Annotated in this window: 10 protein-coding genes; all 10 read left to right on the top strand. The window is 72.5% G+C overall.

Annotated elements, in window-relative coordinates; translation table 11 throughout:
* The first annotated feature begins 10 nt into the window (after positions 1 to 10).
* The 10 genes from lysA to prmC all read left to right on the top strand — a co-directional run bounded on the left by lysA (position 11) and on the right by prmC (position 13,859).
* The gene (lysA, locus tag ACFYOU_RS30365) at positions 11 to 1,402 is read left to right on the top strand and encodes a diaminopimelate decarboxylase (protein WP_391310123.1); all 1,392 of its coding nucleotides are present in this window, start codon (positions 11 to 13) and stop codon (positions 1,400 to 1,402) included.
* A 195-nt stretch (positions 1,403 to 1,597) separates the two neighbouring features.
* The gene (locus tag ACFYOU_RS30360; RefSeq protein ID WP_389769248.1) at positions 1,598 to 2,899 is read left to right on the top strand and encodes a homoserine dehydrogenase; all 1,302 of its coding nucleotides are present in this window, start codon (positions 1,598 to 1,600) and stop codon (positions 2,897 to 2,899) included.
* Positions 2,900 to 2,905: 6 nt separating this feature from the next.
* Positions 2,906 to 3,964: a threonine synthase gene (gene thrC, locus ACFYOU_RS30355; RefSeq protein ID WP_389769251.1), complete on the top strand. Its 1,059-nt coding sequence runs from the start codon at positions 2,906 to 2,908 to the stop codon at positions 3,962 to 3,964.
* A gap of 450 nt (positions 3,965 to 4,414) precedes the next feature.
* Complete coding sequence (thrB, locus tag ACFYOU_RS30350) at positions 4,415 to 5,332, top strand: homoserine kinase (RefSeq protein WP_391310120.1); 918 nt, start codon at positions 4,415 to 4,417, stop codon at positions 5,330 to 5,332.
* A gap of 377 nt (positions 5,333 to 5,709) precedes the next feature.
* Positions 5,710 to 7,767: a transcription termination factor Rho gene (rho, locus tag ACFYOU_RS30345; protein ID WP_391310117.1), complete on the top strand. Its 2,058-nt coding sequence runs from the start codon at positions 5,710 to 5,712 to the stop codon at positions 7,765 to 7,767.
* 421 nt (positions 7,768 to 8,188) lie between these two features.
* Entirely contained in the window at positions 8,189 to 9,934 is a 1,746-nt protein-coding gene (locus tag ACFYOU_RS30340; RefSeq protein ID WP_391310115.1) for a trypsin-like serine protease, read from the top strand.
* A gap of 128 nt (positions 9,935 to 10,062) precedes the next feature.
* Positions 10,063 to 11,169 carry an LCP family protein gene (locus tag ACFYOU_RS30335; RefSeq protein WP_389769261.1) on the top strand — a complete coding sequence of 369 codons (1,107 nt, stop codon included), beginning with the start codon at positions 10,063 to 10,065 and terminating at the stop codon, positions 11,167 to 11,169.
* A gap of 247 nt (positions 11,170 to 11,416) precedes the next feature.
* Entirely contained in the window at positions 11,417 to 11,635 is a 219-nt protein-coding gene (gene rpmE / locus ACFYOU_RS30330) for a 50S ribosomal protein L31 (protein ID WP_385492129.1), read from the top strand.
* 207 nt (positions 11,636 to 11,842) lie between these two features.
* Positions 11,843 to 12,919, top strand: coding sequence for a peptide chain release factor 1 (gene prfA, locus ACFYOU_RS30325; RefSeq protein WP_391310112.1), 1,077 nt, complete (start codon positions 11,843 to 11,845; stop codon positions 12,917 to 12,919).
* A gap of 58 nt (positions 12,920 to 12,977) precedes the next feature.
* Complete coding sequence (gene prmC / locus ACFYOU_RS30320) at positions 12,978 to 13,859, top strand: peptide chain release factor N(5)-glutamine methyltransferase (protein WP_385492133.1); 882 nt, start codon at positions 12,978 to 12,980, stop codon at positions 13,857 to 13,859.
* Positions 13,860 to 13,880: the final 21 nt, after the last annotated feature.

Here is a 13,880-nt window from a genome sequence, read left to right as displayed (position 1 = left end):
CCACGCAGACATGAGCCGTTCCGCCCACCCCGCCGGGCCCCGCCACGCCGACGTCCTCCCCGAGGGCCACTACGCCGCCCCGCCCACCGACCTGAACGCCGTCGACGGCAAGGTGTGGGCCCGTACCGTCGAGCGGGACGCGGACGGGGTGCTGACCGTCGGCGGGCTCCCGGTCACCCGGCTGGCCGAGGAGTTCGGGACCCCCGCCTACGTGCTGGACGAGAGCGACTTCCGGGCCCGCGCACGGGCCTGGCGGGACGCCTTCGGCGCCGACGCCGACGTGTTCTACGCGGGCAAGGCGTTCCTGTCCCGGGCCGTCGTGCGCTGGCTCCACGAGGAGGGGCTGAACCTCGACGTGTGTTCGGGCGGCGAGCTCGCCACCGCCCTGTCCGCGGGGATGCCCGCCGAGCGCATCGCCTTCCACGGCAACAACAAGTCGGTCGAGGAGATCGAGCGGGCGATCACCGCCGGGGTGGGCCGGATCGTCCTCGACTCCTTCGCGGAGATCGTGCGGGTCGCCCACACCGCCGACCGGCTCGGGGTGCGCCAGCGGGTGCAGATCCGGGTCACCGTCGGGGTCGAGGCCCACACCCACGAGTTCATCGCCACCGCCCACGAGGACCAGAAGTTCGGCATCGCACTGGCCGGCGGTCAGGCCGCCGAGGCCGTGCGACGGGTGCTCAAGCTCGACGGGCTCGAACTCGTCGGCATCCACTCGCACATCGGATCGCAGATCTTCGACATGGCCGGCTTCGAGGTCGCGGCCCGCCGGGTCGTCCAACTGCTCGCCGCCGTGCGCGACGAGCACGGCGTCGAACTCCCCGAGATCGACCTCGGCGGCGGGCTCGGCATCGCGTACACCGCCGCCGACGACCCCCGCGAGCCGCACGAGATCGCCGGGGCGCTGCGCGAGATCGTCGGCCGCGAGTGCGAGGCGGCCGCGCTGCGCACGCCCAGGATCTCCGTCGAGCCGGGCCGTGCGATCGCCGGCCCCACGGCGTTCACCCTGTACGAGGTCGGCACGATCAAGCCGCTCGACGGGCTGCGCACCTACGTCTCCGTGGACGGCGGCATGTCGGACAACATCCGCACCGCGCTATACGACGCCGAGTACAGCGTGTCGCTGGTGTCCCGGACGTCCGACGCCGAACCGATGCTGTCGCGGGTCGTCGGCAAGCACTGCGAGAGCGGCGACATCGTGGTGCGGGACGCGTTCCTGCCCGCCGACCTCGCGCCCGGCGACCTCATCGCCGTGCCGGCCACCGGCGCCTACTGCCGGTCCATGGCCAGCAACTACAACCACGTGCTCCGCCCGCCGGTCGTCGCCGTCGCGGACGGCGCGGCGCGGGTGATCGTCCGCCGGGAGACGGAGGAGGACCTGCTGCGGCTCGACGTCGGCTGACGGGCCGCGCCCGGAGTCCGGTGGTGCGTGACGTCGGTCACCACCGGCGGGGTGCGGTGCCCCGGACGCCGAAAGATCTGCGTCCGGGGTGCCGCGTCCCGTGAAATTGATGTCTCATGATACGGACAACGGGCAGAAACTCCCGTCCGGTGAGTGAGACTGGACCAACCGTAGAAGTACGAGAAGCGAGGTCGGATGATGCGTACGCGTCCGCTGAAGGTGGCGCTGCTGGGCTGTGGGGTAGTCGGCTCAGAGGTGGCGCGCATCATGACGACGCACGCCGACGACCTCGCGGCCCGGATCGGCGCTCCCGTGGAGCTCGCCGGGGTCGCCGTCCGTCGGCCCTCGAAGGTCCGCGCCGGGATCGATCCCGCGCTGGTCACCACCGATGCCACCGCCCTCGTCAAACGCGGTGACATCGACGTCGCCATCGAGGTCATCGGCGGCATCGAGCCCGCCCGCTCGCTGATCCTCACCGCCTTCGAGCACGGTGCGTCCGTGGTCTCCGCGAACAAGGCGCTGCTCGCCCAGGACGGCGCCGCCCTGCACGCCGCCGCCGAGCAGCACGGCCGCGACCTCTACTACGAGGCCGCCGTCGCCGGGGCGATCCCGCTGATCCGGCCGCTGCGCGAGTCGCTCGCCGGCGACAAGGTCAACCGGGTGCTCGGCATCGTCAACGGCACCACCAACTTCATCCTCGACAAGATGGACTCCACCGGCGCCGGCTACCAGGAGGCCCTCGACGAGGCCACCGCGCTCGGCTACGCGGAGGCCGACCCGACCGCCGACGTCGAGGGCTTCGACGCCGCGGCCAAGGCCGCCATCCTCGCCGGGATCGCCTTCCACACCCGGGTCCGCCTCGACGACGTGTACCGCGAGGGCATGACCGAGGTGACCGCCGCCGACTTCGCCTCCGCCACCCAGATGGGCTGCACCATCAAGCTGCTCGCCATCTGCGAGCGCGCCGCCGACGGAGGTTCCGTCACCGCACGGGTGCACCCCGCGATGATTCCGCTCAGCCATCCGCTGGCCTCCGTGCGCGGCGCGTACAACGCGGTCTTCGTGGAGTCCGAAGCCGCCGGCCAGCTGATGTTCTACGGTCCCGGTGCGGGTGGCGCGCCCACCGCTTCGGCCGTGCTCGGCGACCTCGTCGCCGTCTGCCGCAACAAGCTCGGCGAGGCCACCGGCCCCGGCGAGTCCGCGTACACGCGCCTTCCCGTCAGCCCGATGGGAGACGTCGTCACGCGGTACCACATCAGCCTCGACGTGGCCGACAAGCCGGGCGTCCTCGCCCAGGTCGCGACGGTCTTCGCCGAGCACGGCGTGTCCATCGACACCGTCCGTCAGCACGGACGGCCCGACGGGGACGGGGACGCCTCCCTCGTCGTCGTCACCCATCGCGCGCCCGACGCCGCCCTCAGCGGCACCGTCGAGGTGCTGCGTCGACTCGACACCGTGCGGGGTGTCGCCAGCATCATGCGGGTTGAAGGAGAGTAACCAGCAATGACCCACCAGTGGCGCGGAATCATCGAGGAGTACCGGGACCGTCTCCCGGTCACCGAGAACACGCCGATCGTGACGCTCCGTGAGGGCGGCACGCCGCTCGTCCCGGCGCAGCTGCTCTCCGAGCGCACGGGCTGTTCCGTGCACCTCAAGGTCGAGGGCGCCAACCCGACCGGGTCCTTCAAGGACCGTGGCATGACCATGGCGATCACACGGGCCAAGGAGGAGGGTGCGCAGGCCGTCATCTGCGCCTCCACCGGCAACACCTCCGCCTCCGCGGCGGCCTACGCCGTGCGCGCCGGCATGGTCAGCGCGGTGCTCGTGCCGCGCGGCAAGATCGCCCTCGGCAAGATGGGGCAGGCCCTGGTGCACGGGGCGAAGATCCTCCAGGTCGACGGGAACTTCGACGACTGCCTCACGCTGGCGCGGGCGCTGTCCGACAACTACCCGGTGGCCCTGGTCAATTCGGTCAACCCGGTACGCATCGAGGGTCAGAAGACCGCGGCCTTCGAGATCGTCGACGCCCTCGGCGACGCCCCCGACATCCATGTGCTGCCGGTCGGCAACGCGGGGAACATCACCGCGTACTGGAAGGGGTACGGGGAGTACGCGGCCGACGGTCCGTCGACCCGGACGCCCCGCATGTGGGGGTTCCAAGCGTCCGGCTCCGCGCCCATCGTGCGCGGCGAGATCGTCAAGGACCCCTCGACCATCGCCACCGCCATCCGGATCGGCAACCCGGCCTCCTGGCAGCTCGCGCTCGACGCGCAGCGGGAGTCCGGCGGGTTCATCGACGAGGTGACGGACCGTGAGATCCTGCGCGCCTACAAGCTGTTGGCCTCGCGCGAGGGCGTGTTCGTGGAGCCCGCCTCCGCCGCTTCGGTCGCCGGCCTGCTGAAGGCCGCCGAGCAGGGCAAGGTCGACCCGGGACAGACCATCGTCTGCACGGTGACCGGGAACGGCCTCAAGGACCCGGACTGGGCCGTCGCCGGCGCCCCGCAGCCGGTGACCGTCCCCGTCGACGCGGAAACCGCGGCCCAGCGCCTCGGCCTGGTCTGAGCGGGCCCCGACACCACGGCCGCAGTCCCGCAGCCACGGCTGCGGTCGGCGGTGGGCGCCCCGTCCCGTACCGGGGGGGCGTCCACCGGCGCGGCCGTGGCGTCGGGCCCGCGGAACGGCCGTGACGTCGACACCGGCGGGTGGTGCGCGGCGGGTTCCCGCCGGTTTTCCGTACCCCCGCGACGCCCGGGTGCACCCGCCGTGTCCCCGTGCCCCGGCCGGGGGAGAGCGCGAAGTGCACCGATCGTCGGGTTACACCGGTTCGGGGATGCATGGGGGGCTTGCGACACGCATCGTGCGCCTCCCGTGCGCCCTATGTCGCGACGGAACCTTCCTTCGATAGGCTGTACCGAACCCGTCCGCCGCATATGCCGCGGCGCCGCCCCACGCGGCCAGAGGGTGTTCTGCACGTTGTTGAGAATCCAGCAGTTCAAGGAGAGTCGTCGAGCGATGGCCGGTCCCGCCTTCCGCGCCGCCGCCGTCCGGGTGCGCGTCCCCGCCACCAGCGCCAATCTCGGTCCGGGCTTCGACGCCCTGGGCCTCTCGCTGGGGCTCTACGACGACGTCGTCGTCCGGGTGGCCGATTCCGGGCTGCACGTGGACATCGCCGGCGAGGGCGGCGAGACCCTCCCCCGCGACGAGAGCCATCTGCTCGTGCGCGCGATGCGCACCGCGTTCGACCTGCTCGGGGGGCAGCCGCGCGGCCTGGAAGTCGTCTGCGCCAACCGCATCCCGCACGGTCGGGGCCTCGGTTCCTCCTCCGCCGCGATCTGCGCCGGGATCGTCGCCGCCCGGGCCGTGACCATAGGCGGCGACAGCAAGCTCGACGACGACGCCCTGCTGGAACTCGCCACCGAGATCGAGGGCCACCCCGACAACGTCGCCGCCTGCCTGCTCGGCGGTTTCACGCTGTCCTGGATGGACGGCGGCGCGGCCCGTGCGATCAGGATGGACGCGGCCGATTCCATCGTTCCGGTGGTTTTCGTCCCCGGGAAGCCCGTCCTCACCGAAACCGCCCGCGGACTGCTGCCGCGCACCGTCCCGCACGTGGACGCCGCCGCCAACGCGGGCCGGGCCGCACTCCTCGTCGAGGCCCTGACCAGGCGCCCCGAGCTGCTGCTGCCCGCCACCGAGGACCGTCTGCACCAGGAGTACCGCGCCCCGGCGATGCCGGAGAGCGCCGCCCTGGTCGAGCGGCTGCGCGCGGACGGCATCCCCGCGGTGATCTCCGGCGCCGGCCCCACGGTCCTGGCGCTGGCCGACGGCGAGGTCGCCGACAAGGTCGCCCGACTGGCCGGCGAGGGGTGGGCCGCGAACCGGCTCGCGCTGGACGAAGCGGGAGCGAGCGTGCTGCCGCTTGCGCACTGACACCGGCTTGCCGGATGTGGAGAGGGGGAATGTTTGTTGGGTCCGGTAGTGTTAATCTCAAGTCTGCACCCGACCCCACCATGACGAGGTGCTTCGTGTCCCCGTCCGGGACAACCATTCTTCCGGGAGCCCCCCAAGCCGTTACGTGCACTGCGCGCAACGGTCTGCGTTAAACGCTCCGGAACCGGCTCGACCCAGCCGCGCGGCACTGCAATTCCGTGGCACGGCTCAGGGGAGCGCCACTCATCAGCAATCTCCTCCGCCGCTTTGGGCGGACCACCGCCCCGGCGCGGTCCACACCACAAGGACCAACGCCGGACAGCACAACCGGTCGCCGAGCCAGACAGGCCGACGCCCGCTCCAGGGAAGGACCCTTCGTGAGCGACACCACCGATCTGATGGGCGTGAGCGCCGACAGCACGGTCGACACCGCTGCCGCGCCCGCCACGGACGCCTCCGCCACGTCCGCAACCGGTGCTTCTGCGCGGCGCCGTCGCGGCACCGGCCTTGAGGGCATGGTGCTGGCCGAACTCCAGCAGGTCGCCTCCGGCCTCGGCATCAGGGGCACCGCGCGGATGCGCAAGAGCCAGCTGATCGAGGTCATCAAGGAGGCCCAGGCCGGTGCCGGCGCGCCGGCGAAGGGCGCTGACGCCCCCGCCGAGACCAAGCCGAAGCGCCGCGCCACCTCCAAGGCCCGCACCGGTGAGGACACCGCCGCCGACGCCCGGGCCGACAAGTCCGAGGCGCAGCCCGACCGTACGGCCGCCGAGCCCACCGCCGCGTCCGCGAAGACCACCGCCGAGGCGCCCGTCCGCAAGGCCGTCGCCCAGCAGCAGATCGAGATCCCCGGTCAGCCGGCCAGTGACGACACCCCCGTCGTCGAGCGCCGCCGGCGCCGCGCCACCGCCGAGGCGCAGAGCCCCGAGACCGTCACCGCCGAGGCCAAGGCCGAGCCGTCCGCCGACAAGGGCGGCGACAGCGGTGCGGACGGAGCCGAGGGCCGCGGGGGCCGCCGGGACCGTCGGGGTCGTGACCGCGACCGTGACCGCCGCGGCAAGGGCGACGACCAGGGCCAGCAGCAGAGCGGCAACCAGCAGCGTCAGCAGCAGGGCGGCCGTCAGGAACGCCAGGACCGGCAGGAGCGCCAGGAGCGCCAGGACCGGGTCAACAACGGCCCGCAGGACGACTTCGACGACGAGGCCGGTGGCCGTCGCGGCCGTCGCGGCCGCTACCGCGACCGTCGCGGTCGTCGGGGCCGTGACGAGATCGGCGGCGTCGAGCCGCAGATCAACGAGGACGACGTCCTGATCCCCGTCGCGGGCATCCTGGACATCCTCGACAACTACGCCTTCATCCGGACCTCCGGGTACCTGCCCGGCCCCAACGACGTGTACGTGTCGCTGGCCCAGGTCCGCAAGAACGGCCTGCGCAAGGGCGACCACATCACCGGTGCGGTCCGTCAGCCGAAGGACGGCGAGCGCCGCGAGAAGTTCAACGCGCTGGTCCGACTGGACTCCGTCAACGGCATGGCGCCCGAACTCGGCCGCGGCCGGCCGGAGTTCAACAAGCTGACGCCGCTCTACCCGCAGGACCGGCTCCGCCTGGAGACCGACCCGGGCGTGCTGACCACGCGGATCATCGACCTCGTGTCGCCGATCGGCAAGGGCCAGCGCGGTCTGATCGTGGCCCCGCCGAAGACCGGCAAGACCATGATCATGCAGGCGGTCGCCAACGCGATCACGCACAACAACCCCGAGTGCCACCTGATGGTCGTCCTCGTCGACGAGCGTCCCGAGGAAGTCACCGACATGCAGCGGTCGGTGAAGGGCGAGGTCATCTCCTCGACCTTCGACCGTCCCGCGGAGGACCACACCACCGTCGCCGAACTCGCCATCGAGCGCGCCAAGCGCCTGGTCGAGCTGGGTCACGACGTGGTCGTGCTGCTCGACTCCATCACCCGCCTGGGCCGCGCCTACAACCTGGCGGCGCCGGCCTCCGGCCGCATCCTCTCCGGTGGTGTCGACTCGACCGCGCTCTACCCGCCGAAGCGGTTCTTCGGCGCGGCGCGCAACATCGAGGACGGCGGCTCGCTGACCATCCTGGCCACCGCGCTGGTCGACACCGGCTCGCGGATGGACGAGGTGATCTTCGAGGAGTTCAAGGGCACCGGCAACATGGAGCTCAAGCTCGACCGGAAGCTCGCCGACAAGCGCATCTTCCCCGCGGTGGACGTGGACGCGTCCGGCACCCGCAAGGAGGAGATCCTGCTCAGCGGTGAGGAGTTGGGTGTCGTCTGGAAGCTGCGTCGGGTGCTGCACGCGCTGGACCAGCAGCAGGCGATCGAACTGCTCCTGGACAAGATGAAGCAGACGAAGTCCAACGCGGAGTTCCTGCTCCAGATCCAGAAGACCACGCCGTCTTCGGGCAACGACTGACCGTCGTGTTCGAAGGGCCCCGGCACCGCCCCGCGCGGTTCCGGGGCCCTTCGCGTTCCCACGCGACGCGCCGTGCCCGCCCGGTACGCCCCGGTGGACCTCCCCTGTCCGGCACAGGTGCGCTGCACGACCGCGCAGTTCCCCGCGCCCCTATCGGGGCACTCTTCCCCCACCGCCGCGGGGCGGCGCCCCATAGGGGCGCGAGGAACGGCGCGAGCAACCACCCCCCACCCGCACAGGACAACGAACCGCCGCCGAAGAAAGGGGGCGCGGGGAACTGCGCAACACCACCCCGCCCCCGCACGGGACACCGCACCGCAAGGTGAACGCACCCACAGGCACCGTGCGATGCGAAACCCACCCAGCCGGCTGGGTAGGATCGGCGGGCTGTTGCTGTGGGGACCGACGAGCGGGAGCTGGCGTGGGGACGGGACAGGCCGAGGTCCGGCGCCGAAGCCGGGTGGGACGGCTACTGCCAGCCGTAGCGACCGCACTCGCGCTACTGGGCTGCGGAGTCTTCGCGGTCACCTCCCACGCGGGCCCGCCCGAACCCCCGGAGCTGACCGCCGAGGTCGTACAGCCCCCGCCCGGCACGGTCACCGCCCCCCCGACGCCCACCCCCTCGCCGGAGGCCACCCCCGCACCGCGCGCCACGGGCGCCACCAACAGCACCGCCTCCTGGATGGTGCAGCTGGTGTACGCGCCCCCGGGGCGGCCCGCCGGCAAGCACTTCGTCTGCGGCGGCACCCTCGTCGCACCGAACAAGGTCCTCACCGCGGCGCACTGCCTGGACGACCCCCGCACCGGCGAGCGACGCGACTGGGACCGCTTCGGCGAGGTCGCCGTCGGCACCCACCACAGCGTCACGGTCGCCAACGACGCCCGGCGGGTGGACGTGGTCCGCACCTGGACCCATCCGGATTACGACCCGCGGGAGTTCGCGCACGACGTGGCGCTGCTGACCCTCGCCCGCCCGGTCGCCCAGACGACGCTGGAGCTGGCCGGACCGGACGACGCGACCCTGTACGCGCCGGGGCGCAAGGCCATCGCCTACGGCTGGGGCCTGACCCCCTCGCGCGAGGACACGGCCACCATCTCGCCGCTGCTCCAGAAGGTCACCCTGCCGCTCAACGCCGACCCGGTGTGCCGGGTCAACCTCGGCCCGGGGTACCGCACGGACGGCGGCATGCTCTGTGCGGGTCGGCTCGGCACGGGGGACGACGTCACCGGGGGGAGCGTCTGCCCCGGCGACTCGGGCGGCCCCCTGGTCGCCGGCAACAAGGTCGTCGGGGTGGTGTCCCGGGGCATGAGCCGCGGCGGCAAGCAGGTCTGCAACCTCGTCGGCACCTACGAGGTGTTCAGCAAGGTCTCCGCGTACCAGCCGCTGATCCGGCCCCGCGTCGACGACACCGACCTCGACCGGGACGGGAGCGCCGACGTCTTCGTGCGGACGCGCGCCGGCGGTGCGGCGCACGTCCTGCCGTCGAAGGGCCGCGGCTTCGCCGCCCGCACCGACCTGCCGGGGGAGTGGAGCGCGTACGACGTGGCGCTCCAGACGGACCTGAACCGCGACGGCCGCCAGGACTTCGTGCTGCGGCGGGCCGCGGACGGGGCCGTGCACTGGCGGTACCGGACGTCCGCGAACGGGCCCTGGCGGGACACCCCGATCGCCCGCGGCTGGGCTGACCGCAAGTTCCTCGTCGTCCCCGGTGACGTCACCGGGGACCGGCTGCCCGACCTGCTGTCCGTCACCGCGGACGGCACGCTGTACGTGCACCCGGGCAACGGCGACGGTTCGCTGGGGGGCCCGGTGCGCGCGGGCGAGGGCTACCGGGGCTACAACTCGCTCCGCGGCCGCGGGGACTTCACCGGGGACGGCAGGACCGACCTGTTCGCCCGCACCCGGGACGGCAAGCTGCACCTCCTCGCGGGCACCGGTCGGATCGCCGAACCGTTCGCGGCGCGACGGCACGTCCGCGACTGGCACGGGTACAACGGCCTGCTGGCCCCCGGGGACGTGACGGGCGACGGCCGGCCGGACTTCCTGGCCCGCTCCCGCGCCGGGAACCTGTTCCTCTACCCGGGCACCGGCAAGACCTCGCGGGGCGTCTTCGCGACCCCGATCCGGATCGGCGGCGGCTTCCAGCGGTACGACCTCCTCAGCTGAGTCGCACCGGGCCCGGTCACCCTCCGTGTCCGGCGCGGCCGGGGCCCGGTGTTCGGCCGACTGGTGGACGCCCGGCTGCGGGCCGACCCTGGAGGTGAGGACCCCAGAGCCCGAGATCCGAGGTGCCGATGCCCCAGGAGCGCACGGACGACCAGCCCCCCGGGCCCGGCGGGAGCAGCCCCCGGCGCCGCGGCGGGCGCAGGCGTGCGCTGCGGATCACCGCCTGGACGGCGGCCGGCCTGATCGTCCTCGGCGGCTCCGGCCTCGGGTACCTGTACGTCAAGCTCAACGGCAACATCCGGGGCATCGACATCAACGCCGTGCTCGGGACCGACCGGCCCCGTGACCGTGCCGACGGCTCCATGGACGTGCTGGTCCTCGGCTCCGACGCGCGCTCCGGCGCCAACGCCGCCTACGGCCACGAGGACGGGGCCGCCCGCTCGGACACCGCGATGATCGTCCACGTGCACCGGGGGCACCGCTCGGCGAGCGTCGTCTCCATCCCCCGGGACACCCTGGTGGACCGTCCGGCCTGCGCCGACGGCCGGGGCGGCACGGTTCCCGCGGCCCGCTCGCAGATGTTCAACGCCGCCTACGAGGTCGGCGGCCCGTCCTGCACGGTCAAGACCGTCGAAGCGATGTCCGGCATCCGGATGGACCACTACGTGGAGGTGGACTTCACCGGCTTCAAGAAGCTGGTCGACACCCTGGGCGGGGTACGGATCACCACCACCCGGGCGATCGACGACCCGAAGAGCCGACTGCGCCTGCCGGCCGGCACCCACACCCTCGACGGCGAGCAGGCCCTCGGCCTGGTCCGCACCCGGCACGGCGTGGGCGACGGCAGCGACCTGGGACGCATCCAGCTCCAGCAGGCGTTCCTGCGGTCCCTGATCGCCCGGATCGACGGCATCGGACTCTTCTCGAACCCGACGAAGCTGTTCGACGTGGCCGACGCCGCCACCGGCGCCCTGACCACCGACTCCGAGCTCGACTCGGTCACCAAGCTCGCCGGGTTCGCGGGCGGGCTGAAGAACATCGGCGCCGACGACGTCGACATGATCACCCTGCCGGTCGCCTACGACCCGGCCGACCCCAACCGGGTGCTGCCGCTGGCCCGCCAGGGAGCCCTGGTCTGGTCCGCCCTCAAGGCCGACCGGCCCGTGCCGGCCGCCGCGACGGTCGGTTCGGCCGCGGGACGGGGCGATGCCGGACGGGTGATCACCGCCCCGTGAGCGAACGCGTACGGTCCCCCATCCGGTACCAACCGCCATCGGATCGATCACACCACGGTCCCTTCCGGTCGCATGCCGTCACGATCGGGGGCCTTCGGGGGCATGGGCGGTCCCGTCCGGAATATCCGGTCCACCGTCCCGGTTTTGGGGGATGCGGCCAGTGCTGGCAGACTGGTACGTCGGCCCCGGTTCACGCCCGCGCAGCAGGCGCAGGCGACCCGGCGCCCTCCCGATCCTAGGAGACACCGTGAAGCGCGACATCCACCCCGAGTACGTCGAGACGCAGGTCAGCTGCACCTGTGGCGCGTCGTTCACCACCCGTAGCACGATCCAGGCCGGTTCCATCCGCGCCGAGGTCTGCTCCGAGTGCCACCCGTTCTACACGGGCAAGCAGAAGATCCTCGACACCGGTGGCCGCGTGGCCCGCTTCGAGGCCCGCTTCGGCAAGGGTGCTGCCAAGAAGTAGCGAGCCCACTGCGCCGGTTCCCGGCCGCCCACGGGCGGGTCGGGACCGGCGTTTTTTCCTGGCACGGTCCGACGCACGGCCCGACCGCCGTCCGCTCCGCCCCGCACCCCGGCCGCGGAGCACCCACCGGGCCCCGCCGGGAAGCCCGCCCCCGCCCGGCAGCCGACCCCGGCCGCACCCAGCATCACGCAGATCAGGAGCCCGGAGATGTTCGAGGCCGTCGCGGAACTCGTCGACGAGCACACCCACCTGGAGCATCAGCTCGCCGATCCCGGGGTGCACGCCAACCAGGCGAACGCGCGCAAGCTCAACAAGCGCTACGCCGAGCTCACACCGATCGTCACCGCGTACCGGTCCTTCAAGCGCGTCGGCGAGGACATCGCCACCGCCCGCGAGCTGGCCGCCGACGACCCCGACTTCCTGGCCGAGGTCAAGGAGCTGGAGCGCGAGCGCGAGGCCCTGACCGAGAAGCTCCGGCTGCTGCTCGTCCCGCGCGACCCCAGCGACGACAAGGACGTCATCCTGGAGATCAAGGCCGGCGCCGGGGGCGACGAGTCGGCCCTGTTCGCCGGGGACCTGCTGCGCATGTACCTGCGCTACGCCGAGCGGGTCGGCTGGAAGACCGAGATCATCGACGCCACCGAGTCCGAACTCGGCGGTTACAAGGACGTCCAGGTCGCCGTCAAGACGAAGGGCGGCCAGGGGGCCACCCAGCCCGGCCAGGGCGTGTGGGCCCGCCTCAAGTACGAGGGCGGTGTGCACCGCGTGCAGCGGGTGCCCGCGACCGAGTCCCAGGGCCGCATCCACACCTCCGCCGCCGGCGTGCTCGTCACCCCGGAGGCCGAGGAGGTCGACGTCGAGATCAACCCCAACGACCTGCGGATCGACGTCTACCGCTCCTCGGGGCCCGGCGGCCAGTCCGTCAACACCACCGACTCGGCCGTCCGCATCACCCACCTGCCGACCGGTGTCGTCGCCTCCTGCCAGAACGAGAAGAGCCAGCTCCAGAACAAGGAGCAGGCCCTGCGCATCCTGCGCTCGCGGCTGCTCGCCGCCGCCCAGGAGGAGGCCGAGCGGGAGGCCGCCGACGTCCGCCGCAGCCAGGTGCGCACCGTCGACCGCTCGGAGAAGATCCGCACCTACAACTTCCCCGAGAACCGCATTTCCGACCACCGTGTCGGTTTCAAGGCGTACAACTTGGACCAGGTGCTCGACGGGGAGCTCGACGCGGTCATCCAGGCGTGCGTCGACGCGGACTCCGCGGCCAAGCTCGCCGCCGCCTGACCCCCGGGCGCCGACCGAGCCCCGGCGCCCACCGACAGCTCAGCTCCGGAGGACTAGCGTGCAGCCACCCATTGGGGGTCGACCCCCAGGCCCCCGCAGTCTGCTGCTCGCTGAAGTGGCCCAGGCCACCCAGCGCCTGGCGGACGCGGGCGTGCCCTCGCCGCGCAACGACGCCGAGGAACTGGCCGCCTTCGTGCATGGCGTCAAGCGGGGCGAGCTGCACACCGTCCCCGACTCCGACGTCGACGCCCGCTACTGGGAGGCCATCAACCGCCGGGTGGCCCGCGAACCCCTCCAGCACATCACCGGACGCGCCTATTTCCGGTACCTGGAGCTCCAGGTCGGACCCGGGGTGTTCGTGCCCCGGCCGGAGACCGAATCGGTCGTCGGCTGGGCCATAGACGCGGTGCGCGCCATGGACGTCGTCGAACCCCTGATCGTCGACCTGTGCTCCGGCTCCGGGGCCATCGCCCTCGCCATGGCCCAGGAGGTGCCCCGCTCCCGGGTGCACGCCGTCGAGCTCTCCGAGGACGCCCTCGTCTACACCCTCAAGAACACCGAGGGCTCCCGCGTCAGCGTCCACCAGGGCGACGCCCTGGCCGCCCTGCCCGAGCTGAACGGACAGGTCGACCTCGTCATCTCCAACCCCCCGTACATCCCCCTCACCGAGTGGGAGCACGTGGCGCTGGAGGCCCGCGAGTACGACCCCCAGATGGCGCTGTTCTCCGGCGACGACGGCCTCGACACCATCCGCGGCCTCGAACGCACCGCCCACCGACTGCTGCGCCCCGGCGGCATCGTCGTCGTGGAGCACGCCGACACCCAGGGCGGGCAGGTGCCGTGGATCTTCAGCGAGGAAGCCGGCTGGGCCGACGCCGCCGACCACCCCGACCTCAACAACCGGCCCCGATTCGCGACCGCGCGCAAGGCACGCCCGTGACGTCCCGGCCCCCGAACCACA

It is taken from the genome of Streptomyces sp. NPDC005955 (assembly GCF_042871255.1).
GTDB lineage: Bacteria > Actinomycetota > Actinomycetes > Streptomycetales > Streptomycetaceae > Streptomyces.
This window is presented reverse-complemented; position numbering and strand designations above follow the sequence as displayed.